The sequence below is a fragment of the Blautia argi genome, from assembly GCF_003287895.1.
Classification (GTDB): domain Bacteria; phylum Bacillota; class Clostridia; order Lachnospirales; family Lachnospiraceae; genus Blautia; species Blautia argi.
Map to the genome: position 1 here is coordinate 787,870 of NZ_CP030280.1, position 24,867 is coordinate 812,736.

General features: G+C 43.3%; 24 protein-coding genes. 22 read left to right on the top strand and 2 right to left on the bottom strand.

Going from position 1 to position 24,867, the window contains the following annotated elements:
- The first annotated feature begins 57 nt into the window (after positions 1 to 57).
- The 18 genes from DQQ01_RS03950 (at position 58) to DQQ01_RS04035 (ending at position 19,775) form a co-directional block, all read left to right on the top strand.
- A complete protein-coding gene (locus DQQ01_RS03950; RefSeq protein WP_111918585.1) occupies positions 58 to 984 on the top strand; it encodes a diacylglycerol/lipid kinase family protein in 927 nt (308 codons plus the stop codon).
- Positions 985 to 1,034: 50 nt separating this feature from the next.
- Positions 1,035 to 1,601, top strand: a complete 567-nt coding sequence (locus DQQ01_RS03955) for a manganese efflux pump (RefSeq protein ID WP_242980556.1) — start codon at positions 1,035 to 1,037, stop codon at positions 1,599 to 1,601.
- A 105-nt stretch (positions 1,602 to 1,706) separates the two neighbouring features.
- On the top strand, positions 1,707 to 3,821 hold the full coding sequence (locus tag DQQ01_RS03960; protein ID WP_111918587.1) for a glutamine synthetase III family protein: 2,115 nt from the start codon (positions 1,707 to 1,709) through the stop codon (positions 3,819 to 3,821).
- Positions 3,822 to 3,908: 87 nt separating this feature from the next.
- Positions 3,909 to 4,826 carry an AAA family ATPase gene (locus DQQ01_RS03965; RefSeq protein WP_111920819.1) on the top strand — a complete coding sequence of 306 codons (918 nt, stop codon included), beginning with the start codon at positions 3,909 to 3,911 and terminating at the stop codon, positions 4,824 to 4,826.
- 11 nt (positions 4,827 to 4,837) lie between these two features.
- On the top strand, positions 4,838 to 6,604 hold the full coding sequence (locus tag DQQ01_RS03970; RefSeq protein WP_111918589.1) for a cobaltochelatase CobT-related protein: 1,767 nt from the start codon (positions 4,838 to 4,840) through the stop codon (positions 6,602 to 6,604).
- A gap of 116 nt (positions 6,605 to 6,720) precedes the next feature.
- Positions 6,721 to 7,347 carry a WecB/TagA/CpsF family glycosyltransferase gene (locus DQQ01_RS03975; RefSeq protein WP_242980557.1) on the top strand — a complete coding sequence of 209 codons (627 nt, stop codon included), beginning with the start codon at positions 6,721 to 6,723 and terminating at the stop codon, positions 7,345 to 7,347.
- A 148-nt stretch (positions 7,348 to 7,495) separates the two neighbouring features.
- Positions 7,496 to 8,584: a PucR family transcriptional regulator gene (locus tag DQQ01_RS03980; RefSeq protein ID WP_111920820.1), complete on the top strand. Its 1,089-nt coding sequence runs from the start codon at positions 7,496 to 7,498 to the stop codon at positions 8,582 to 8,584.
- 44 nt (positions 8,585 to 8,628) lie between these two features.
- Positions 8,629 to 9,315 (top strand): cell division ATP-binding protein FtsE, encoded by a 687-nt coding sequence (ftsE, locus tag DQQ01_RS03985; RefSeq protein ID WP_111918591.1) that lies wholly within the window; start codon positions 8,629 to 8,631, stop codon positions 9,313 to 9,315.
- Positions 9,305 to 10,222: a permease-like cell division protein FtsX gene (gene ftsX / locus DQQ01_RS03990; protein ID WP_111918593.1), complete on the top strand. Its 918-nt coding sequence runs from the start codon at positions 9,305 to 9,307 to the stop codon at positions 10,220 to 10,222. Before ftsE ends, ftsX begins: the two co-directional genes overlap by 11 nt.
- A 117-nt stretch (positions 10,223 to 10,339) precedes the next feature.
- Entirely contained in the window at positions 10,340 to 11,542 is a 1,203-nt protein-coding gene (locus tag DQQ01_RS03995) for a S41 family peptidase (RefSeq protein ID WP_111918595.1), read from the top strand.
- A 15-nt stretch (positions 11,543 to 11,557) separates the two neighbouring features.
- Positions 11,558 to 12,175 (top strand): sugar O-acetyltransferase, encoded by a 618-nt coding sequence (locus DQQ01_RS18030; protein WP_111918597.1) that lies wholly within the window; start codon positions 11,558 to 11,560, stop codon positions 12,173 to 12,175.
- 354 nt (positions 12,176 to 12,529) lie between these two features.
- A complete protein-coding gene (locus DQQ01_RS04005) occupies positions 12,530 to 13,105 on the top strand; it encodes a CDP-alcohol phosphatidyltransferase family protein (RefSeq protein WP_111920821.1) in 576 nt (191 codons plus the stop codon).
- A 4-nt stretch (positions 13,106 to 13,109) separates the two neighbouring features.
- The gene (locus DQQ01_RS04010) at positions 13,110 to 13,733 is read left to right on the top strand and encodes a glycerol-3-phosphate acyltransferase (protein WP_111918599.1); all 624 of its coding nucleotides are present in this window, start codon (positions 13,110 to 13,112) and stop codon (positions 13,731 to 13,733) included.
- 3 nt (positions 13,734 to 13,736) lie between these two features.
- Positions 13,737 to 14,876 (top strand): MGDG synthase family glycosyltransferase, encoded by a 1,140-nt coding sequence (locus tag DQQ01_RS04015; RefSeq protein WP_111918601.1) that lies wholly within the window; start codon positions 13,737 to 13,739, stop codon positions 14,874 to 14,876.
- Positions 14,877 to 14,926: 50 nt separating this feature from the next.
- On the top strand, positions 14,927 to 15,682 hold the full coding sequence (locus DQQ01_RS04020) for a YdcF family protein (RefSeq protein ID WP_111918603.1): 756 nt from the start codon (positions 14,927 to 14,929) through the stop codon (positions 15,680 to 15,682).
- A gap of 394 nt (positions 15,683 to 16,076) precedes the next feature.
- Complete coding sequence (gene thrS, locus DQQ01_RS04025) at positions 16,077 to 18,053, top strand: threonine--tRNA ligase (protein WP_111918605.1); 1,977 nt, start codon at positions 16,077 to 16,079, stop codon at positions 18,051 to 18,053.
- A gap of 13 nt (positions 18,054 to 18,066) precedes the next feature.
- Positions 18,067 to 19,398 carry an MATE family efflux transporter gene (locus DQQ01_RS04030; protein ID WP_111918607.1) on the top strand — a complete coding sequence of 444 codons (1,332 nt, stop codon included), beginning with the start codon at positions 18,067 to 18,069 and terminating at the stop codon, positions 19,396 to 19,398.
- A gap of 59 nt (positions 19,399 to 19,457) precedes the next feature.
- Complete coding sequence (locus DQQ01_RS04035) at positions 19,458 to 19,775, top strand: DUF1540 domain-containing protein (protein WP_111918609.1); 318 nt, start codon at positions 19,458 to 19,460, stop codon at positions 19,773 to 19,775.
- A gap of 93 nt (positions 19,776 to 19,868) precedes the next feature.
- Here the strand turns inward: DQQ01_RS04035 and DQQ01_RS04040 are convergent, their stop codons facing one another.
- Entirely contained in the window at positions 19,869 to 21,224 is a 1,356-nt protein-coding gene (locus DQQ01_RS04040) for a sodium-dependent transporter (RefSeq protein ID WP_111918611.1), read from the bottom strand.
- Between the two features lie 500 nt (positions 21,225 to 21,724).
- Here DQQ01_RS04040 and infC point away from each other — a divergent pair, with 500 nt between their 5' ends.
- From infC to rplT, 3 genes are read left to right on the top strand one after another with little or no spacing between them, the layout of a single operon-like run.
- The gene (gene infC / locus DQQ01_RS04045) at positions 21,725 to 22,219 is read left to right on the top strand and encodes a translation initiation factor IF-3 (protein WP_111918613.1); all 495 of its coding nucleotides are present in this window, start codon (positions 21,725 to 21,727) and stop codon (positions 22,217 to 22,219) included.
- 30 nt (positions 22,220 to 22,249) lie between these two features.
- On the top strand, positions 22,250 to 22,447 hold the full coding sequence (rpmI, locus tag DQQ01_RS04050; RefSeq protein WP_004223312.1) for a 50S ribosomal protein L35: 198 nt from the start codon (positions 22,250 to 22,252) through the stop codon (positions 22,445 to 22,447).
- A 42-nt stretch (positions 22,448 to 22,489) separates the two neighbouring features.
- Positions 22,490 to 22,846, top strand: coding sequence for a 50S ribosomal protein L20 (rplT, locus tag DQQ01_RS04055; RefSeq protein WP_111918615.1), 357 nt, complete (start codon positions 22,490 to 22,492; stop codon positions 22,844 to 22,846).
- Positions 22,847 to 23,065: 219 nt separating this feature from the next.
- Here the strand turns inward: rplT and DQQ01_RS18350 are convergent, their stop codons facing one another.
- A complete protein-coding gene (locus DQQ01_RS18350) occupies positions 23,066 to 23,419 on the bottom strand; it encodes a Fic family protein (protein ID WP_330407630.1) in 354 nt (117 codons plus the stop codon).
- Between the two features lie 219 nt (positions 23,420 to 23,638).
- Between DQQ01_RS18350 and DQQ01_RS04065 the strand changes: the two genes are divergently transcribed.
- A complete protein-coding gene (locus DQQ01_RS04065; protein ID WP_111918617.1) occupies positions 23,639 to 24,781 on the top strand; it encodes a glycerate kinase family protein in 1,143 nt (380 codons plus the stop codon).
- Positions 24,782 to 24,867 lie beyond the last annotated feature (86 nt).

The following is a 24,867-nucleotide window of genomic DNA, read 5'->3' on the forward strand; positions in this document are numbered from 1 at the left end:
GTAAAACCATTGCGGTGCTGCTTTTGGAACACCTTCTTTTTTTCGGGAGGTTCTGAAATGAGTAAAAAAATGCTTTTTATATTTAATCCCCGGTCCGGGAAAGGCAGTATTAAAAACCGTCTTATGGACATTTTGGATATTTTTGTAAAAGGCGGGTACGAGGTAACGGTTCATCCTACACAAGCTTATATGGATGGCTTAAAGGTAACAAGACGCAAGGCCGCAGAATATGATATTGTGGTGGCAAGCGGCGGGGACGGCACCTTGGACGAAATTGTAACAGGGATTCTGATGGAAGGGTATAAAAATCCCATTGGATATATTCCGTCAGGAAGTACCAATGATTTTGCCAACAGCTTTCATATATCGAAAAATATGCTCCAGGCAGCCACAGATATTGTGGAGGGTCTGCCTCACGCCTTTGATGTGGGACGTTTTAATGATGATTATTTCGTATATATTGCAGCCTTTGGTCTGTTTACGGACGTATCCTATGAAACGAATCAGGACATGAAAAACATTTTAGGACATGCAGCCTATATATTGGAAGGAACACAGAGGCTGTTTAACATAAAATCCTATAATCTGAACGTAAAAAGTGATGAAGGAGAATTTTCCGGAGAGTTTATTTTTGGAATGGTGAGCAATGCCACCTCTGTCGGTGGATTTAAGCGTCTGACAGGACCGGACGTTATGCTGGACGATGGGGTATTTGAGGTTATGCTTATTCGCAAGCCTAAAAATATTCTGGAATTAAACGAAATTATTGCGTCCCTGGTAGGTCCCGGTGATTCCAAGATGATAGAGATTTTTAAGACCACAACACTTCGCATAAGCTGTGAAGAAGAAATTTCATGGACTTTGGACGGAGAATTTGGGGGAGAGCACAGTGTTGTGGAAATTGAAAATATAAAGCATGCGGTACAGATTATGCTGCCGCGCAACCAGGAAATTCCTCTGATTAACCCACCGGAGGAAGAATAGCAGGAACCGGATTTACCTGTTTCTTCATATGATATAGAGAAACAGAAAAATTGGGTTATGCAATGGGTGAAATAAAAATCATTGATGAGCTTTTATTGCTTCTTGCACTGACCACAGATTCGTTTGTGGTCAGTTTTGCATATGGCATGACAAGGACAAAGATGCCTTTTTGGATTGTAGCGGGAATGAATCTGATTATGAGTGCGCTTCTGGGTATGGCTGTTCTGGCAGGGAACTTTTTGTATACGGTTCTGCCCAAAAGCCTGCCCCAGTGGCTTGGAATTTTGCTGCTGACTCTTTTGGGCATGTACCGGATTTTGGGATTTTTTTTGAAAAAGGAGAAAAATACGGGCAGCATAAAACTCCTTACGCCGGGAGAGGGCTTTATTCTTGCTTTTGTCCTGTCTGCTGACAGTCTTGCAGCAGGAATTGGAACTGGACTTTTGCAGTCCGGCGAGCTTTTGCTTGCAGTGGGGGCATTTTTCGCTGGGATTGCCATGATGAAGGCGGGCTGGTTTTTGGGAAGCCGGATTCAAAAAACAGCAAAAAGGGATTTTTCCTGGATAAGCGGCGTGTGCCTTTTGCTGCTGGCACTTGGCATTTTTTGCAGGGCATAGAAAAAATACTTGCATTCTGGAAAATTTTGCGGTATCTTAGAAACAGTTTCAGGCTATAAAATGTTTGGGAAGATTCTATACCGTATGAGAGGAAGGAACACAAAGATGAGTGAATATATCAATGTATCTGATATTTTTGGTGAAGATGTTTTTGATGACGAGGTTATGCAGCAGCGTCTTCCGAAAAAAGTCTACAGGGATTTAAAGCAGACCATATTAGAGGGAAAGGAACTGTCTTTGGAGATGGCGGATGTCATTGCTCATGAGATGAAGGAGTGGGCAATTGAGAAAGGTGCGACTCATTATACACACTGGTTCCAGCCCCTTACCGGAGTGACGGCAGAAAAGCATGATTCTTTTATTACGGCACCTCTTCCCAATGGAAAGGTTCTCATGAGCTTTTCCGGAAAAGAACTGATTAAGGGAGAGCCAGATGCGTCTTCCTTCCCTTCCGGAGGTCTTCGCGCAACCTTTGAGGCAAGAGGCTATACGGCATGGGACTGCACATCACCGGCCTTTGTCCGCCACGATGCAGCAGGCGCAACCTTATGTATTCCTACTGCATTCTGTTCTTACACAGGAGAGGCTCTTGATCAGAAAACGCCGCTTCTGCGTTCCATGCAGGCAATTAATACCCAGGCGCTTCGTCTGCTTCGTCTGTTCGGCGATACTACGGCAAAGAAGGTCATTCCGTCTGTAGGTGCAGAGCAGGAATATTTCCTGGTAAGCAATGAAAAATTTAGAAAGAGAAAAGACCTGGTATTTACCGGAAGAACCCTTTTTGGCGCTATGCCTCCAAAGGGACAGGAGTTAGATGACCATTATCTGGGAACCATTCGTCAGAAGGTTTCTGCTTATATGAAGCAGGTAAACGAAGAACTTTGGAAGCTGGGAGTAACCTCTAAAACACAGCACAATGAAGCAGCGCCAGCACAGCATGAGCTTGCGCCTATTTATGCAGAGGCAAATGTGGAGGTAGACCACAATCAGATTGTGATGCAGACTTTAAAGCGTGTGGCTTCTCAGCACGGTATGAAATGTCTGCTTCATGAAAAGCCTTTTGCAGGAGTAAATGGTTCCGGTAAGCACAACAACTGGTCCCTGACAACTGATACAGGACACAATCTTTTAGAGCCTGGTGTGACCCCTCATGAGAATATTCAGTTTCTTCTGGTGTTAAGCTGTGTTTTGAAGGCTGTGGATACTCATGCAGACCTGCTGAGAGAATCTGCGGCAGATGTGGGAAATGACCACCGCCTGGGGGCAAATGAAGCGCCGCCAGCTATTATTTCCGTATTTTTAGGCGACCAGTTGACCGATGTCATGAATCAGCTTATTACCACCGGTATGGCAGACCACAGCATTGAGAGTGAAAAGCTGGAAACAGGTGTTAAGGCAATTCCGGAGTTTATGCGCGATACCACAGATCGAAACCGCACCTCACCTTTTGCCTTTACAGGAAATAAGTTTGAATTTCGTATGGTAGGATCCAGAGATTCTATTGCCCCTGCCAATGTGGTGTTAAATACCATTGTGGCACAGGCATTTAAGGAGGCCTGCGATTTTCTGGAGCAGGCAGAGGATTTTGACAGAGCAGTACATGATCTGATGAAAAAGAATTTTACAGAGCATCAGAGAATCGTGTTTAACGGAAACGGATATTCTAAGGAATGGGTAAAGGAAGCAGAGAGAAGGGGTCTTCCGAACCTGACCTGTATGGTGGAAACCATAGATACCCTGACTACAGAAAAAGCGGTAAAACTGTTTGAGGAGTTTGGGGTTTTTACAAGAGCAGAACTGGAATCCAGAAGAGAAATCAAGTATGAGGCCTATGCAAAGGCAATTAATATCGAAGCCAGAACCATGCTGGATGTGGCAGGCAAACAGATTATTCCGGCGGTTATCCGCTATGCAAAGCAGCTGGCAGATTCCATTAATGCCATTGTAGCTGCCGGAGTTTTAGATGTGGACGTCCAGACCGGACTTCTGCGGGAAACCTCAGCGCTTTTAAAGGAAACAAAAGAGGCTTTAGACGCGCTTCACAAGGTGACAGAGGAAGCCTGGGCAATGGAGGACGGAAAGGACAAGGCGTTCTATTACCGCCGTCAGGTCATTCCGGCTATGGAAAATTTAAGAAAACCAGTCGATGAACTGGAAATGATTGTAGATAAGGAAATCTGGCCAATGCCATCTTATGGCGACCTGCTGTTTGAGGTATAGGCACAGATGAAGAGAGGGCTGTTTCACAGGAATAGGAGTTTTGTGCAACAGCCCTCTGGTTTTTGGAAGAGCAGAGAAAGGGAAAATATGGAGCAGACATTACAGTTTCTGGAAGAACAGAACATAGAGAAAAGTCTTATAAAGGGAATCCGGGAATTTCGGAGGAAATATACCGTGCCGGAAGAGGAAAAGGGAAGGATTGTAAAGCCCGATATGCCTTTTTATGGAAAAGAGGTGCTGGAAATGTCCATTGCAGCTCTTTTGGAGGGCGAAAACCTTTTGCTTACAGGGGCAAAGGCAACAGGAAAAAATGTGCTGGCAGAGAATCTGGCATGGATTTTTGGACGTCCGGTGTATAATGTGTCTTTTCATGTGAATACAGACAGTGGAGATTTAATTGGGACGGACACCTTTGTAGACAATGAGGTAAAGCTTAGAAAGGGCAGTATTTACCGTTGCGCCCAGTACGGGGGGTTCGGGATTTTAGACGAAGTGAATATGGCAAAAAACGATGCGGTTTCTGTGCTTCATGCGACGTTGGATTATCGTCGTTGCATTGATGTGCCGGGTTATGACAAGCTGGATATCCACCCTGCCTCCAGATTTATCGGAACCATGAATTACGGCTATGCAGGAACAAAGGAACTAAATGAAGCGCTGGTGTCCAGATTTCTGGTGATTGATATGCCAAATCAGGACCAGGAAACACTGGAATTTATTTTTAAATCCCGTTTTCCAGAGTTAAAGGAATCTGCCATGAAGCAGTGGATTGGGCTGTTTATGGATCTTCAGCTAAAGGCGCAGAACGGGGAAATTACCACTAAAGCTCTGGATTTAAGAGGTATGCTGGGGGCATTAAAAACCATACGTCAGGGACTTTCTCCGGCGCTCGCGGTGAAGATGGGCGTGGTAAACAAGTGCTTTGACGTATTTGAAAAGGAAATTGTACAGGACGTGGTTATGACAAGGATTCCGGATACCTGGACACCGGAAGATGTATTTTGAAGAGGAGCGCTATGGACGAATTAGAACTGGAACGGGAAAACAGAATAAAAAATCTTATGTGGACCGTCAGCGGAGATTATGCCCTGGATTTTAAGCCGGATTTGGCAGCCTTTGACCGCTCTGGTTTTGTGGCTCTGTATGATGGGATCAAGCAGGGGGCTTTTGCAAAATATTTTGACAGAGAAGCATTTTCCCTGTATCTGGTGAAGAAAATTTACCTGCATGGCATGGAAGCGCCTTTGATGACTCTTGCGCAGCTTTGTATTGAATTTGCTGTTTCCGGTAAGATTATAAAGGAGAGGGAAGGAGTTTCCAATATCCGTAGAAGAGCCTGCGAGGATATTCTGGAATTGGATTTTGCCCGTTTGCAGGAAAACCTTCCCGGCAGATTAAAACTTGCCCTGCTTCAGGAAGTGCTAAGGGGCAGACAGCCGGCAACAACACAGATGAGGGCCTGGATTGACCGGGTGGAGGGACTGGAACATGCAGAAAGTACCATGGAGCTTATCCGGGCAACGGACGAGTTGTATAACGAGATTGCAGATCCGTATTTTGAGCAGAAACATGGAACCCTGGAGCAGGTGTTGGCGGTCACGCTGGAAGAACTTGCCGAGTTTTCCTGGAAGGATTATTTAAACGAGGAAGAACTGGAGGAAACTCTGGAAACCTATTTAAACCAGGTAGTGCAGAACATGACAAATCTGGACATGCTGGAAACAGTAAAAAAAGAGGAAAAGCCAGAGCAGACACAGGAGAAAAAGCAGGTTTTAGTGGTGGACGAAAAAGCCCTTGCCCGTATGTATTCCTATGTGGAGCGAAATTATGGAAAGACCTTTTTATCAGAAACAGAAGAAAAGCGCAGAAATCGTCTGTTGTGCAGAGGAATCCACGGGGACTGCAGCCTGTATTTTACAAAAGGTATCCTGAAAAGCTCTGTAATGCGGAATTATCAGTACGAATATGCCAGAAAGCAAAAGGATAAGAACCTTTATGAATATTATGACAATCACAGAATTGTGAAAAACAATATCCGCATTTTAACAGATATGCTGAAAAAGACCCTGGCGATGCGGGCAGAGGATGAAGAGATTCTGTCAGACAGAGGTCGGATCCTGCCCAAAAGGCTCTGGAGAATCGGGCGCTCCGGGGAGGCCAGAGTGTTTGAGAGAAGGCTCTGGCAGGATAAGGGCAGCTTTGTAGTTGATGTGCTGATTGATGCCAGTGGCTCTCAGCGGAGCAGGCAGGGGCAGGTGGCAATTCAGGCCTATATTTTAAGCGAGGCGCTGAGTAATGTGGGAATTGCCCATCGGGTGATGAGCTTTTGTACTTTTTGGGATTATACCATTCTTCATGAGTTTCGGGATTATGATGCGCCGAGAACCGAGAACAGCAATATTTTTGAGTATGTGACCTCCTCGAATAATAGGGACGGACTTGCCATTAAGGCAGCGGGATACGGGCTTTTGGCAAGAGAAGAGGAGCATAAGATCCTGATTGTGTTAAGCGATGGGCGCCCTTATGATGTGATTTTAAACCGTCCAAATGCCAGAAATCCCCAGCCATATTACGGGGAATATGCCATAAAAGATACAGGATTTGAGGTGCGGAAGTTAAGAAGTCAGGGGATTTGTGTGCTGGGGGTCTTTGCCGGGGAGGAGAGAGATCTGGCAGCAGAAAAGAAAATTTTCGGCAAGGATTTTGCATATATTCGGGATATTTCAGGGTTTTCTCCTGTTGTAGGACGGTATCTTATGAAACAATTGGAAAAAGATACTTGATATTAGGGGGATTTTCTGCTATATTGATAGAATATGTGTGGAGCGGAGAATGTATATGAGTGAAAAGATAGAAATTATGGGGATTTCCGTAGAGAAGTGCTACGCAGAAGACATTTATGGAGAGCATTAACCAGCATTGGTATGAAGATACGCTGGCAACCTACGGGGTAATTACAATGAAACTGCTGATTGCAGCGCAGAAAGATGAAGAACTGAAGGAGTATATTGAAACTCTGGATAAGGCGGTAGCAGATGAACCTGAAATTGTAGAGGCAGCCGGATTGCAGGACGAGGCATGGGAAAAGGAAATTTCCGAGCATGGATTTTTCGGAACTCTCTTCTGGCTTCTGAATCTTTACAAGAATCGTATTTTTATTCTGGGTGAAAGAGAAGAGGATACGGAGAAATTCTGTACTTATCTGAAGGAGCAGTATCCGGACATTATGATTCTGGGAAAAGACAGTCTGACTGGCATGGAAGCAGACCAGACGGACCGGGTGATTAATGAGATTAACAATCAGAATCCCCAGGCGGTTTTGAGCTGTTCCAGAGAGTACAATGCAGAACGATTTGTAAAGCGCTACCGGAAGATGATTAATACAAAGGTGTGGTTCAGCCTGGGAAGTTCCCTTCCGGTCTTTCAGGAAACAGGGATAAAGTCAAACTGGCTCAACCGCCTTATGGAAAAAAACAATTTTAAAAAGCTGGTATCCAGGTACCAGGAAGAAATGGAGAAAATGTGAATAAATTGTTACATTTTGAAAAAAGTATGTAATATTTTACGTTTTCTCTTTATTTTTTTTCCATTTTGTATTAGTATATATGGTAGGGTTTTTATTTTATGGGATTGGTAACGTATCAACAGACTATATGATGAAAGAAGGAGAAAGCATGATATCAAACCAGATATTACAAAATACCCTGGACGGTTTAAAGGGAATCTCCAGGACAGATTTTTGTGTAACAGATATGGACGGAAAGGTTCTGGCAAGTACATTTTCCGGAAACATATGCGGGGAAGAGGAGGTCTGTGAATTTGCAAATTCTCAGGCAGACAGCCAGGTAGTAAAAGGAAATCAGTATTTTAAAATTTATGATGACCATCAGCTGGAGTATATACTGATTGTGGACAGTGCAGGGGACGATGCCTATACATTGGGAAAACTGGTGGTATTCCAGATACAGGGACTCCTGATTGCATATAAGGAAAGATTTAACAAGGATAACTTTATTAAGAATCTTTTGCTGGACAACCTGCTTCTGGTAGACATTCACAACCGTGCGAAAAAACTTCACATTGAGGTGGATGTCCGCAGAGTGGTATACATACTGGAAAACAGTGCGGACAGAGATTACGGATCGCTGGAAAATATTAAAAATGTTGTAGGCGGAAAAGCCGGGGATTTTGTGACTGCAGTAGATGAAAAGAGCATTATTATTGTAAAGGAATTAAGTCCTTCTGATGATTATGCACAGCTTGAAAAAACTGCAAATGGTATTTTATCAGCTTTAGGTGTAGAAAGAGATGGAAGAACCCATATCGCATATGGAACCATTGTAAAGGAACTGAAGGAGGTTTCCCGTTCCTACAAGGAGGCAAGAATGGCTCTGGACGTAGGAAAGATTTTCTTTGGAGAAAAAGATGTGATTGCATACAGTTCTCTTGGTATCGGGCGACTGATCTATCAGCTTCCCATTCCTCTTTGTAAAATGTTTATCCGGGAGATTTTTGACAATCATTCACCGGACGATTTTGATGAGGAAACGCTTACTACTATTAACAAATTCTTTGAAAACAGCCTGAATGTGTCTGAAACCTCCAGACAGCTTTATATTCACAGAAATACACTGGTTTACAGACTGGATAAGCTGCAGAAAAGTACAGGGCTGGATCTGCGTGTCTTTGAGGACGCCATTACCTTTAAGATTGCCCTGATGGTAGTAAAATATATGAAATACATGGAAACACTTGATTACTAAAGAGTACAGCCAGGCTGTATTTGATAGGAAAACAGGAGGTTATTATGATTGATTTGAAGGACGTGAGCAAGTCATACAGCAAGGGCCAGCCGGCTATTGACCATATGAATCTTCACGTGGAGAAGGGTGAATTTGTGTTTATCGTAGGAAACAGCGGTTCAGGAAAGTCAACACTGATTAAACTGCTTTTAAAGGAGCTGGATCCAACCAGTGGAACCATTACGGTAAACGGACAGGTACTCAATAAATTGAGACGGAGAAAGGTAGCAAAATACCGCAGGGGAGTAGGTGTTGTGTTCCAGGATTTCCGTTTGTTAAAGGACAGAAATGTATATGAAAATGTAGCGTTTGCCCAGCGTGTGATACAGCGGCCTACCCGCATTATTAAAAAGAGAGTTCCCGAAATGCTGACCCTGGTAGGTCTGGCAGAAAAATATAAATCAAAACCAGACCAGCTTTCCGGTGGTGAACAGCAGAGAGTTGCGCTTGCCAGGGCGCTGGTCAACAGACCAAGTATTCTTCTGGCTGACGAGCCTACCGGTAATCTTGACCCGAAAAATTCTTTTGAAATTATGAGGCTTTTGGAAGAGATTAATGAGCGCGGCACAACAGTTCTTGTCGTTACTCATAACAGAGAAATCGTAAATGCATTTAAAAAGCGTGTGGTTACGATGAAGAAAGGCGTCATTGTAAGCGACGAACAAGAAGGTGAATATCTGAATGAGAATTAGTACAATCGCATATGTATTGAAACAGGGATTTAAAAATATCTGGCGTAATCTGCGTTTTTCCCTGGCATCAGTGGCAACCATGTCCGCATGTATTTTTCTGTTCGGACTGTTTTTGTCCATTGTCATGAACTTTAATTACATTGTGGACACTGCAGAAGAGGGTGTTGCAGTTCTGGTGTACTTTGATAAGGGAGCCAAGCAGGAACAGATTGACCAGATTGGCGAGGAAATCAGAAACCGTCCGGAGGTGTCTGAGGTAGAATATATTTCCGCAGATGAAGCCTGGGAGGATTTCAGTAAGGTATATCTGGGGGAAGAAAACGAGGAAATGGCAGATGGCTTTAAGGAGCAGCAGGACAATCCTCTTGCCAATTCCGCGCGTTATGATGTGTATTTAACTGATGTGGAGAGCCAAGGCGATTTTGTGGCATTTGCAGAGAGTCTGGATGGTGTCCGCAAGGTAGATGAATCCAAGGAAGCAGCAGATATGCTGACAAATATAAACAAACTGATTGGTTATGTGTCTATTGTCATTATTCTGATTCTTCTGGCTGTTGCATTTTTCCTGATCAGCAATACCATTACCATGGGTATTTCCATACGTCAGGAAGAAATTGGAATTATGAAGCTCATAGGTGCTACAGACTTTTTTGTAAGAGTGCCTTTTGTAATCGAAGGTATACTGCTGGGTACCATAGGTGCAGCAGTTCCCCTGGGCATTCTTTATGTGGTATATGAAAAAGCAGTGGCTTATATTATCGGCAGATTCGGTGTTCTTGGAAACTTACTGCAGTTTTTGAATGTATGGGACGTATTCCGCTATCTTCTGCCAATCGGCATTGGCCTTGGTGTGGGAATCGGCTTTTTAGGAAGTATGTTCTCACTGAGAAAACATCTGAGAGTGTAGAGAATATAAAAGTTCAGGGAAGGCTGTCGCAGAAGATGCGGCAGCCTTTTTACAATACAAAGGATTGCAGAGAAAATCAGGCATAGAATTTAGAAAATGGGAAGTCAGGAGTAAAATATGGGACAGAAAAAATTTGCAAAAGGATTTATCCTGGGAATGGCAGTGACCCTTGCAGCAGGGGGTGTTGGATTAAAGGTTTATGATGTGGCAGAAGACAAAAAAGAAAGCAAAAATGCAGTGAATGATGTTTCCATGGAGAAGGCAAAGCTCATTGAGGAAATCATTGACGAGAGATATACCGGGGAAGTAGACAAAGAGCTTATGGAAGCAGATATGTACAAGGGTATGATGATTAGCCTTGGAGATCCTTATTCTGCCTACTATACAGCAGAAGAATATGAAGAATTAAATACAGAAACCACAGGGGCATATAAGGGAATCGGAGTAGTTATGCAGATGCAGATGGACACAGGTATGGTGAAGGTGGTTCGCTGTTATGAAGGAGCGCCGGGAGCCAAGGCAGGTCTTTTGCCGGAGGATATACTGGTGCAGGTCAATGGAGAGGATATCAGCGGTCTGGAACTCTCTGAAGTGGTGGACCGGGTGAAGGGGTCTAAAGATGAGGTAGCCCATCTGACTGTGGTAAGAGAGGGTGAAGAGGATTATCTGGAATTTGATGTGCCTCTGGAAGAAGTAAATATTCCGGTGGTGGCTCATGAAATGCTGGAAGATAATATTGGATATATTTCTCTTTACGAGTTTACAGAGCAGACAGAGCCACAGTATCTGGAGGCTTTTGAGGATTTAAAGAATCAGGGTATGGAGCGTTTGATTATTGACGTGCGTAACAATCCCGGAGGATTGCTCACCTCTGTATGCGGAATCTTAAATGATATTTTGCCGGAAGGACTGATTGTGTATACAGAAGATAAGGAAGGCACAAGAGAGGAAATAGACAGCGACGGCAAAAATGAACTGGATATCCCTCTGGCAGTTCTGGTAAACGGAAACAGCGCCAGTGCATCAGAAATCTTTGCAGGTGCAATCCAGGATTATGAGAAAGGAACTATTGTGGGAACCACTACCTTTGGAAAGGGAATTGTACAGAGCGTCCTGCCTCTTTCTGATGGAAGTGCAGTAAAAACTACCACTGCAAAATACTATACGCCAAAAGGAAGATGTATTCATGGTACAGGAATTACCCCGGACGTAGAGGTCGAACTGACAAAAGGGCTGGAACAGAAGGCAGAGCTGACCCGTCAAGAGGATAATCAGCTTCAGAAAGCAGTGGAAACCGTGAAATCTATAAAGGAGAAATAAAAAAGGAGGAGTGTTATGACACAGAGAGAACGTATGGATAAGGGCATGCTGTATAATCCGGGAGCAGATGAGATTATGAACGAACAGTTTCCATATCTGGACAGATTGGGAGAGTTTAACAACTGCAGCTCCAGTGATGTGAAAGGAAGAGAAGCACTGATGAAGGAGTTGTTTGCAGAGTGCGGAGAGAACTGTTATATTCAGCCGCCTTTTTATGCAAACTGGAGCGGACATCATATTCACATGGGAAAAAATGTATATGTCAACTTTAATTTTACTGTGGTTGATGACGGAGAGGTTTATATTGGCGATTATGTTATGATTGGGCCAAATGTAACCATTGCCACGGCCGGTCACCCGGTACAGCCGGATTTGCGGAAAAAGGGTATTCAGTTCAACCTTCCGGTGCATATTGGAAACAATGTGTGGATTGGTGCAGGGGCGATTCTTTTGCCAGGGGTTACTATTGGGGATAATTCTGTTATCGGAGCAGGCAGCATTGTGACAAAGGATATTCCGGCAAACGTAGTGGCTGTGGGAAATCCCTGCAGAGTGCTGAGAGAGATTGGAGAAAAGGACGAGAAATATTATTACCGGGACAGAGAAATTGATGTGCGGGCAGAGGATTTTTAGGAGCATATGAACGATAAGTATACAATTTCAGAAATACATACAGACAAAAGATGTATGGTATCTGGAAAAAAATAAATGCGCAATAAGAACTTAAAAATATTTTATACAAGGGACTGTTGCATCTGGCGAACTGCTTTCTGTCAAACAGTTCACCAGATGGGCGGTCTTTTTTCTTTATTTCCATAGAAAAATGCGTCCTATTGTTGATGTGACTAAATCCAGGTGGCAAATCCCGCAGACGAGAGCCTTTTCCTGATAAAAAGGGAAATTCTGAGAAATACAGGAAAAACAGATTGACATTTTTAGGGAACGTTGCATAATTAGAATATGAAAAAGAATGAAAGGGGAGAGAAAATGAAAATCAAAAAACAAGAACTGTGGTCTATACCAAACTGTATGGGATATTTCCGAATTTTACTGATACCTTTCTTTTGTGTGATTTATCTGCAGGCAGATACCATAAAGGACTATTATCTTGCGGCAGGAATTGTGCTGATTTCTACAATTACGGATTTCCTGGACGGAAAGGTAGCCAGAAAATTCAATATGATAACCGAGTTCGGAAAATTTCTGGACCCCTTTGCAGATAAGCTGACCCACGGCGCCATTGCCCTGTGCCTTGCTTTTCGCTATGAAGCCATGCGCTATCTGGTGGCGCTTATGATTGTAAAGGAAGGATTTATGGCAATTATGGGACTGATTCATCTTCGCCATGGTGTAAAGCTGGACGGAGCAAAATGGTTCGGAAAGGTTTGTACAGCCAGCTTGTTTGTAGTGCTGTGTATTCTGGTTCTGGTTCCCGGGATTTCCCCAAATGCAGCCAATCTTCTGATTTATCTGGAAATTTTTATTATGACGGTAACGCTGGTTCTTTATATTCCGGAGTTTTGGAAAATGCGCCAGAGCTGGAAAAAGGAAGAAAACAGGTGAGCATATGGCAATGGAAGTGATTTTTTACAGTGTTCTGGGATATTTCCTGGGAAGCTTGATGTTTGGGTATCTCATACCCAGGATTTTTAAAGGAATTGATGTCCGAAGCTTAAGCAGCGACGGAAATCCGGGGACTGCCAATGCCTTCTTTTATGGAGGCGCTGCCTGCGGAAGCGCTGTATTGGTCTGTGACCTTTTAAAGGGGTTTCTGCCTGTACATTTGGCTTATCAGGCCATGGGAGGTATGAGGGAAGGGCTGGGCTTTGCCCTTATTATGGCTGCACCCGTTTTAGGGCATGCATTTCCATTTTTGGGTGGAAGAAAAAAGGGCGGAAAGGGAATTGCCGTGACCTTTGGCGTTCTTCTGGGGTTATATCCCATGCTTACTGGGCTTTGGATTTTGGTCTTCTGGTATCTTCTGTTTACGGTTGTAATTGTGCTGGAACCTCATGGATACAGAACTATGATCACCTATCTGTGTTGGATTATCAGCGGTCTGGTATTTCACTTGAGCCCCGCAGTGGTGGCAGGAAGCATTCTGATTTCCTGTATTGTACTGGATAAACATATGGCAGAGTTAAAAGACAGAGGAGCAAGGCAGATACGCTTTGGACTTAGGAGAAATTAATATATGAAAATTTTGATATTATCCTGTAAAACAGGAGGAGGACATGATGCAGCAGGCTTTGCTGTAAAAGAAGCACTGGAAAAACAAGGACATGAAGCAGTCATGTTTGATTATCTGACCCTGGCAGGGCAGAAGGTATCTGATACTGTAGGAGATGTGTATGTCAACACTGTAAAAAAGATGCCCCATGTCTTTGGGGCAGTGTATCAGATAGGAATGGCTGCCAGCAGAATTATGAGGAAATCCCCCGTTTATTATGTAAATGGAAAAATGGGAAAGTATCTGGGCGCTTATCTGGAAGCAGAGCATTTTGACGCCATATTGATGCCCCATTTATATCCGGCAGAAACCATTACCTATATGAAAAGGCATGGATTTCACATACCCTTTACTGCAGCCATTATGACAGATTATACCTGTATTCCCTTCTGGGAGGAAACGGATTGTGATTATTATGTGGTTGCCCATGAAGAAATGGTGGATAAATGTGTGAAAAGGGGGATACCCAGAGAAAAGCTGTTGCCTTTAGGAATCCCTGTCAGTGAAAAATTTTCCAAAAAAGCAGATAAGAGAAAGGCAAGAGAGTATCTGCATCTGCCTTTGGAGGGAATCCATTATCTTCTAATAGGTGGAAGCATGGGGGCAGGTGATTTGGAAAAGCTGACACAGCAGTTTTGCAGGACAAGAGAAGAGGGAGAGTTTCTGACTGTTGTCTGCGGAAACAATAAGAAAATTTTCCAGAAAATGAAAAAGAATTTCAGGGAAGAAGAAGCTGTTTTTCTTGTGGGGCAGACCCGGCAGATGGCGCTTTATATGAAAGCCTGCGATATGATTTACACAAAACCCGGAGGGCTGACATCCACAGAGGCAGCGGTATCCGGGATTCCTATTGTGCATACTGCACCCATACCAGGGTGTGAAACTGCCAATAAGAAGTTTTTTGTAAAGCATGGACTTTCTCTGGCGCCAAGAAGCATGGAGGCACAGATGCGGAAGGGCAGAGCGCTTTTAAAGGACAGGGAAAAAACAGCGGAAATGAAAAAAGCGCAAAAGCAGGTGATACCGGCAGACAGTGCGGAAAAAATTGTGGAGCTTTTGGAAGCAGGGACAGCGGGACAGGAGGTCTGCAGAAAAGAGGCATAAGGAAAGGTGTCAGGCTTTGAAAAAATAAGGCTTTAGAAGAAAGGACGTTTATGGCAGAAATTTTGTTTCTTATTTTAGGGATTCTTTGTCTGGGATATTTTATGGGGATTGTGTGGTATGCAGGATTGTCTTCCAGATTTCCTTTGCTGTGGATGCTGCTGGGAATGGTCTTTCTGGCTTTAGGGGGAGCATTGCATTTTGAAATCTTTCTTCCTCCTTTTCTCTGTAAAATTTTATTGCTTTTAACTGCTTTGTTTCTGTGTCTGTTTTTCTTTGTGGAAGCCCGGATTGCAAAGGCCATGATTCAAAAGGCTGAGAAAAATCTGGACTATCTGATTGTGCTGGGCGCACAGGTAAAAGGAGCACGTCCCAGTTTATCTCTGGCATACAGAATTTCGGAGGCAGAGAAGTATTTAAAGGAAAATCCGGAAACAAAAGCCGTTCTTTCCGGTGGGAAAGGGGCAAATGAAGAAATCTCGGAGGCTGCGTGTATGTATCAGGAGCTGGTACATAGGGGAATCGTGCCTCTTCGTCTGATACAAGAGAACCAGTCCATCAATACACAGCAGAATATTGCTTTTTCTTATCAGCTTTTAGAGCAGGATTGGAAAAAAGCAAAGCAGCCGTGCCGGGTTGGCATTGTTACCAGCAATTTTCATCTGTATCGGGGAACTGCCATAGCAAAGAAAAAGACAGACCTTCTGATATATGGGATTGCGGCGAAGAGCAGCGGATTTTTACAGGTAAATTATTTGGTGCGGGAGTTTTTTGGGGTTTTGAAGGACTGGGCAGCGGGAAATCTGTAAAAAAGCAAAAAGAGGTTGACAAAGCCGAAAAGAAGGTTATAATATGAAAACATAAAAGATATCAAAACACGTTGACGAGAAGAGTAAAATGTGAAAGGTCACAGAGAGGAGCGCATAGGCTGAGAGCGTTCTGTCACAGAAGCATTTGAAAACTACCTCTGAGTGACCCCAATCCGGTCCGGTGATTCCGTTATCATCAAAATGAAGTGGTTTCCAGGTATTTCCTGAACAAGAAGGGTGGAACCGCGGGCAAAGACATTACGCCCGTCCCTTGCAGTCAAATGGACTGCAGGGGGGCGGGATTTTTTGATTCACAGAAAAAGGCGTTCTTGATGCGACTCGCCGCAGGCGGAGAATGAAAGCCTTCTGCAGCAGCTAAGAAAGGAGAAGAAAGATGATTATTACATTAAAAGACGGTTCAAAAAAAGAGTATGCAGAGAGTAAATCCGTGTATGAAATTGCTCTGGATATCAGCGAAGGGCTTGCACGGGCAGCCTGTGCAGGTGAAGTAGACGGTGAGGTTGTGGATTTGAGAACAGTTGTGGAGAAGGACAGTGAAGTAAATATTCTCACAGCAAATGATGAAAGAGGTCTTGCAGCTCTTCGCCATACAGCTTCTCATGTGCTGGCAGAGGCAGTGAAGCATCTGTACCCGGAAGCTAAGCTGGCAATCGGACCTTCTATTGACACTGGTTTTTACTATGACTTTGACCATGAGTCCTTCAGCCGTGAGGAATTGGACGCACTGGAAAAGGAAATGAAGAAAATCATCAAAAAAGGCGCTAAAATTGAGCGTTATACCCTTCCAAGAGAAGAAGCTATTAAATTCATGGAAGAAAAAGGGGAGCCTTACAAAGTAGAATTAATTAAAGATCTTCCTGAAGGAGAAGAGATTTCTTTCTATACACAAGGAGATTTTGTAGACCTGTGTGCAGGTCCTCACTTAATGAGTACAAAAGGTGTGAAGGCCTTTAAGCTTACATCTTCTTCAGGCGCTTACTGGAGAGGTGATGAGAAAAACAAAATGCTTTCCCGTATTTACGGAACAGCTTTTGGCAAAAAAGAAGAATTAAATGAATATCTGACCCAGATGGAGGAAGCAAAAAAGCGTGACCATAACAAACTGGGAAGAGAAATGGAATTATTCACAACCGTAGATGTAATCGGACAGGGACTTCCTTTGATTATGCCAAAGGGTGTGATTATCTTAAAAGAGTTACAGAGATGGATTGAAGACCTGGAGGATAACGAATGGGGTTATGTCCGTACAAAGACACCTCTTATGGCAAAAAGCGATTTATACAAGATTTCCGGTCACTGGGATCACTATAAAGACGGTATGTTTGTACTGGGAGATGAGGAAAAGGACAAAGAAGTATTTGCTCTGCGTCCAATGACCTGTCCGTTTCAGTACTATGTATACAAAGCAACACAGCATTCCTACAGAGATTTGCCGATTCGCTACGGAGAAACATCTACCTTGTTCAGAAACGAAGATTCCGGTGAAATGCATGGTCTGACCCGTGTGCGTCAGTTTACGATTTCCGAGGGGCATCTGATTATGCGTCCAGACCAGATGGTAGACGAGTTCAAGGGCTGTCTGGCTCTGGCTAAACACTGTCTGGAAACTCTGGGTGTGGAGGAAGACGTAACTTACCACCTTTCCAAATGGGATCCGGAGAATAAAGAGAAATACATCGGAGAACCAGATGTATGGGAGGAAACACAGAATCATATCCGTCAGATTCTTACAGAACTGAATATTCCGTTTGTAGAAGATGTAGGAGAAGCAGCTTTTTATGGACCAAAGGTAGATATCAATGCCAAGAATGTATACGGAAAAGAAGATACCATGATTACCATTCAGTGGGACGCTCTTTTGGCAGAACAGTTTGATATGTACTATATTGACGAAAACGGGGAAAAGAAACGTCCGGGTATTATCCACAGAACTGCTATGGGCTGCTATGAGAGAACTCTGGCATGGCTTATTGAAAAATATGCAGGTCTGTTTCCAACCTGGCTGTGTCCGGAACAGGTACGCGTACTGCCCATTTCCGAAAAATACGGGGATTATGCAGAAAAAGTACAGGCACAGTTAAAGGCAAACGGAATCCGGAGCAGTGTGGACAACCGTTCCGAGAAAATCGGATACAAAATCAGAGAGGCACGTCTGCAGAAGGTTCCGTATCTTCTGGTTGTAGGCGCCAAGGAAGAGGAAGAACAGGTTGTGTCTGTAAGAAGTCGCTACCTGGGCGATGAAGGCCAGAAATCTCTGGATGAATTTATTGCTGCAATCTGTAAAGAAATTCGTACAAAAGAGATCCGTAAAATTGAAGTGGACGCAGAAGGAAAGAGAATCGAAAAATAAGTAAAACAGTGCTATGAAGGATATGACAAAAGGAAGCATAGCACCGCAGATCGCCGGCTTTGCCGTTCCCCTGGTGCTGGGAAACCTGTTCCAGCTTTGCTACAATGCAGCAGACAGTATGATTGTGGGAAAGTTTGTGGGAACGAAAGCGTTGGCGGCTGTAGGAAGCAGTAACCCTCTTATGACTTTTGCCATTTTGTTTATTAACGGAATGTGTATGGGTGCCTCCATTCTCATGGGTATGCAGTTTGGAGGCGGGAGAATGCACCGCCTGAGAAGACAGATTAGTACAACAATGATAGGTGGCTGTGTGTTTTCTCTTGTGCTTTCTCTTTTCTGTATCGCAGGAGCGCCATGGCTTCTGAGGCTGATACAGGTGGAGGAGGGTTTGATTCCTCTGGCCTCTCAGTATCTGCGGATTGTGTTTTCCGGATTGATATTTACGTTTATTTATAATTTTTATGCAAATACCCTGCGGGCATTGGGCGACAGCAAAACACCAGTATATTTTCTGGTGTTTTCGTCTGTGCTTAATATTCTGGGGGATTTGTTTTTTGTGCTGGTGCTTCATATGGGCAGCGCAGGCTGTGCAGCGGCAACAGTCATCAGTCAGGCATGTTGCAGTCTTTTGTGCGGGCTGTATATTAAGAGAAAGGTCAGCATCTTGTGTCTGGGACGGGACTGGCTGGTATTTGACAAAGGACAGTTTGCGGAAACCATTCGCTACGGATGGGCCAGCGCTATGCAGCAGGCTTCCGTACAGCTTGGCAAAATCGGAATCCAGGCAGTGGTAAATACCATGGGGGTTTCTGTGGTAGCTGCCTTTGCAGTTGTGAATAGGATTGATGATTTTGCTATTGTTCCCCAGCAGAGCATTGCCTCTGCCATGACCTCTTTTATGGCGCAGAATTACGGCGCAGGAGAAAAAGAGAGAATCTGGAAGGGATTTCGCTGGGGCATGGTGCTGGAAGTGATTTACGGCATATTTATAGGTCTTGCCTGTGTGTTCGGAGCTGATTTTTTTATGGGATTGTTTGTTAATGATGCAAAGGTTCTGACTCTTGGAAAATCCTATCTTCACCTCATTGCATTTATCTATATCCTGCCGGCAGTTACCAACGGCGTACAGGGATATTTCAGAGGCATCGGGGATTTAAAAGTGACCCTGTGGAGCAGTATGATGAACATGGGATTTCGTGTGCTTTCTGCTCTTTTCTTTGTGTATCTTTTCCATATGGGAATCCAGGGGCTTCCGGTGGCATATCTGGTGGGCTGGATTGCCATGCTGGTATTTGAACTGCCTTTGCTTTTGAAAAAAATAAAAGAAAATAAAAAAGCAGAATAAAAACAGCAGAAGAGAAAATACTATCACTGAAAATAAATTTTTATTCAGGAGGTAGTGTTATGCCATTATTAAGCTGTACAGCCAGAAACTGTGTATATAACAAAGAAGAATACTGTTCCAAGGGAGATATTCTGGTAGACGGAAGAACTGCAGAAAAAGCAGATGAAACCTGCTGCAGAAGTTTTACAGAGCGAAAAGAAGGAGCATCTAACCGGGAAGAAACAGGCTGTGCCTGTAAGAGCATTGATGTGGACTGTAAGGCATGTGACTGTGTATTTAACAGCCAGGAACGTTGCAGCGCAGATAAAATTACCATTGCAGGATCTTCTGCATGCAGATGCGACGATACCAAATGTGGAAGTTTTACAGCAAAATAAATCTATAAGATAAGAAAGGCGGTATACAGGAAAAGCATTTTTTCAGCTTTCCTGTATACCGCCCTTTCTATACCTGCCACACCAGATTCGTCATCAGACTTTAATCCAGCCCATGGCTTCGGATACAGCAAAGAAAAGAATCAGTACCAGGCAAATAGGAGCAATCCATTTCAGCATAATTCTGTAGAATTTCTTCACTTTAAAAGCACCATTTATTTCCACTTCATCTTCCACGGTTTTAGAGCCTACAAAATGACCGATGCAGATACAGGTGAGAATTGCCACAATCGGCATCAGCACACTGTTGCTGAGGAAATCGAAGAAGTCTAAAAGTCCCAGTCCCAGAAGCTTGATAAAGCTCAATGGTCCAAATCCCAGAGATACAATAGAGCCTAAAATTAATACATAAACAGTTACGACAACGGTAGATTTTTTTCTGCCCCATCCCAATTTATCCTGTATAATTGAAACATTGGTTTCCATTAAGGAAATGGAGGATGTCAGAGCTGCAAAAAGTACCAGAAGGAAAAATGCAGCGCCGATAACATTGCCAAGTGTCATATCTTCAAAAACTTTTGGAAGGGTGACAAACATCAGAGAAGGTCCTTTTCCAAGAGCTGCTTCGTCCCCACCGGAAAATACGAAGACAGAAGGAATAATCATAAGACCTGCCAAGAAAGCAATGGCTGTGTCAAAAATTTCAATCTGGCGTACGGATTTTTCCAGACTGCTGTTTTTCTTCATATAAGAGCCGTAGGTAATCATAATACCCATGGCAAGGGACATGGAATAGAAAAGCTGTCCCATAGCTGCCAGCACCGTGGTAGCGGAAAATCTGGAAAAGTCAGGAAGGAGGTAATACTTCAGTCCCTCTCCGGCCCCGGGTCTGGTGATACAGAAAAGGGCAATTCCTATAGTCAGTACAATCAAAAGCGGCATCATAATCCGGCTGGCTTTTTCAATACCTTTTTCCACTCCGAAGATAACCACAACAGCGGTAATCATAATGTAGAGTGCAAACCAGAAAACCGGTGATACGGGCTGTGAAATAAAGCCGTTAAAATATTCATCTCCGGCAGCAGCAGCTCCCTGTCCGCTTAAGAATGCAGCAAAATATTTTACTACCCAGCCGCCGATGACACAATAGTACGGAGTGATGATAAAAGGAACAATGCAGGCAAGATATCCCACAAAGCTGAACCGTTTATCCAGAGTCTTAAATGCGCCTACAGCGCTGAGCCCTGTTTTTCGTCCAATGGCAATTTCTGTAATCATCAGGGTAAAGCCCAGAGTAACTGCCAAAATCAGATATACCAGCAGAAAAATACCGCCCCCGTATTTGGCTGCCAGATAGGGAAAGCGCCAGAGGTTTCCAAGCCCTACGGCTGAACCTGCTGCGGCAAGAACAAATCCCATTTTGTTAGAAAAGCTTCCTCTTTTTTTGTCCATAAACCTCTCCTTCTTTCTTAAAATCATAGTTTTTCAGATTATATTATGGTATATCCGCTTCTATACCACTTCAACGCGGTATTGAGACCGTAATATAAATTCCATTATGCCATTGAATTTGAAAAAAAACAAGAATTTTCTGTAAAAAAATAAAGAAAATATAAAAACTATAAAAAAGAAAAAAACTATTGCATTTCAAATATGGATATGTTATGATGTGTAGGTCTGAAGAAGAAAAAGAAAGCAGAGTATCCACTCTCACCTTAGCACGAGTAAGTGACTATGGTTTATATGAAGATAATGAGGCGCACAGCGTTTTCTTATGCGGATAAACAGTGGGTAGTATGCAGAACTTGCAGATTAGTCACTTTTTTTATATCTTTCTGCAATAGCAGGAAGGCACAGGAAACTGCTCTGTAGATTCTTATTCTTTCTTTAAAACAGGTTCAAAATATGTGGTTTATCAATATTTGTGGAGGTGCAATACTATTAGCGATTTAATGATTAACGAACAAATCAGAGACAGAGAAGTACGTCTTATAGGCGCAGACGGAGAACAGATGGGCATTATGTCCGCAAGAGATGCGCAGAAACATGCAATGGAAGCGGGCTTGGACCTTGTAAAAATTGCTCCTACAGCGAAGCCGCCGGTTTGTAAAATTATCGATTATGGCAAGTATAAGTACGAATTAGCAAGAAAAGAAAAAGAAGCTAAGAAGAAACAGAAAACCATAGAAATCAAAGAAGTGCGTTTATCCCCGAATATTGAGGAAAACGATTTGAACACGAAAGTCAATAATGCCAGAAAATTCCTGACCAAAGGAAATAAGGTAAAAGTTACTCTGCGTTTCCGGGGGAGAGAAATGGCACATATGCAAAGCAGCAAGCACATTTTAGAAGAGTTTGCTCAGGTTCTGTCTGACATTGCTGTTGTGGAAAAAGCACCAAAGGTAGAAGGCAGAAGCATGACTATGTTTTTGACAGAAAAACGTTAATAAGAAAAAGAGTTTAAGGAGGACATAAACATGCCAAAAATGAAAACAACGAAAGCAGCCGCAAAGCGCTTCAAATCAACAGGTACAGGTAAATTAAAAAGAAATAAAGCTTACAAGAGCCATATCTTAACAAAGAAATCTCAGAAGAGAAAAAGAAATCTCAGAAAAGCAGCTATCACAGATGCAACTAATGTAAAGAACATGAAGAAAATCTTACCTTACATCTAATCGTTTGTGTGTAAGTATGTTTAATATAGGAGGAAATTAAGAATGGCAAGAATTAAAGGCGGATTAAACGCTAAGAAAAAACACAATAGAGTATTAAAGCTGGCTAAAGGTTACAGAGGCGCTCGTTCCAAACAGTACAGAGTAGCAAAACAGTCTGTTATGAGAGCTTTGACAAGTTCTTATGCAGGTAGAAAACAGAGAAAACGTCAGTTCAGACAGTTATGGATTGCTCGTATCAATGCTGCTGCAAGAATGAACGGTTTATCCTATAGCAAATTTATGTACGGATTAAAATTAGCAAATGTTGACCTGAACAGAAAAGTGTTAGCTGATATGGCTATCAACGATGCACAGGGATTTGCTTCTTTAGCAGAACTTGCGAAATCCAAATTAGCTTAATAAAGTGAGTGTCAGTACCCCCGTAAATGTGAAAGTTTACGGGGGTATTTTTAGACTATAAAAGATTTTTGCATACAGTCAGCAAGAATGGTACCGAGGATATACTTGATAAATGGAACAACGTCCTCAGTGCCGTCATGCCAGCTGTACTGTGACTGGTTTAGCGCATCATAATATAAGGCTTTATTTTGGGCAATCAGTGGTTCCAGTTCAAAATTACTAATGCCTCTGGCGTTTCATAGGGCGGGAGCGGAGTAAAACGAATTTCGGTGTGTCCGTCAGGATAGGTTGCACTAATATAATTCTGCACAGTTTTGTTCGTCCGCCCACAGGATTATTCATGTGGCGATACATGATTTTATGAAGCTGGAGAATATAATTCCGGGAAATGGAAATGGCGTCAAAGCTTTCATGTATGATATTCACTGCATCACGATAACCGGCTATTTCCTGTTCATTACGATTCCTGGGAGTGGTTTTTTCTTCCACCAGTTGTCTGAGACGAGTGTTCGTTGTAACAATACCTTCAATCGCATTGGAAGCCTCGGTACTTTGAATCTTTGCAATTTCCACTAGTTTTTCCAGCTCGTCAGGGCGCTGTTTCAGGTAAAGCTCCTGTTTGCCAGCTTCTTTATAATAAGAGAGTATGCCCTTATAATAGAGAAGGATTCATTATTATTATTGCCACGCAAATTTTATGGATAATAATAGCATCAGTCGTTTTCTTTTAGATATGTTAAAATACAAACAGTTTGATTTTTATAATCAGAGTTAAAAAGGAGGAACCCCACCATGAAATTCGTATTTGCACCTGATTCCTTTAAGGGAACCCTTTCCTCAGAGCAGCAGATTGCCCTTTTAAAACAGGCAGCAGAAGAAATATTCCCGGGAGCAGAAACCGTAGGAGTCCCTATCGCAGATGGAGGCGAGGGAACCATAAGAGCAGTATACGGCACAGCCGGGGGACGGTTGAAATGTTGTCAGGTCACAGATCCTCTAGGGGAAACCATTGAGGCAGAATATCTGATTTTAGACAATGATTCAGTTCTCATTGAAATGGCGCAGGCGTCAGGAATCACCCTGATTCCCTATAAAAGCGGAAACGCAGGGAAAACCACTTCCTACGGAACAGGAGAGCTGATAAAAGATGCCCTGAAGAACGGTTATCAAAACATTACGGTTTCCATTGGCGGAAGCGCCACAAACGATGGCGGCGCAGGTATGCTGGCTGCCCTTGGGGTGAAGTTTTATGACAGAAACGGTAAGAGCTTCATTCCGGTAGGGGAAACCTTACAGGAGATAGAAAGAATAGACAGCAGCAATCTGATGTCAGAAGTGAAAAAGACTTCTTTTTGTGTCATGTGTGATGTGACAAACCCCCTTTTGGGAAGTCGGGGAGCAACATATGTCTTCGGACCGCAAAAAGGGGCGGACGAAAAGCAGTTGGAACGTCTGGAAACAGGAATGCGGCATTATGCTGCGCTCATAGAGAAAATCTGCGGTTATGAGGTGTCCAAATGCAGCGGTGCAGGTGCGGCAGGCGGCATGGGCGCCGCTTTACTGGCGTTCTGCAATGCCCGGCTGCAGTCAGGAATCCGGACGATACTGAAAATGGTGGATTTTGAAGCCATAATTGCAGATGCAGATTTGATTCTTACAGGAGAAGGGCGGATTGACGGACAGTCTGCCTGTGGAAAGGTACTGGACGGCATCGGATTTTATGCAAAGAAACAGAACCTGCCTGTGCTGGCTCTTGCCGGTTCCATGGGAGAGGGAGCAGAAACTGTTTACGCATGTGGAATTGACAGTATTATGACAACACAGAACAGACCTATGGAGCTGGAAGAGGCGTTGGAACAGGCAGAAGACCTGTATAGGGACGCCGCAAAGCGCATGTTTCGTATTCTGAGAGCCGGAATTGCTGTAAAGAAGTAAAAAATACAGAAAATGGATAGAAAAATAATCTTGCCAAAATCTCTCCGATATGTTATCTTATGAAGGCATGTCAATTATTTAACGAA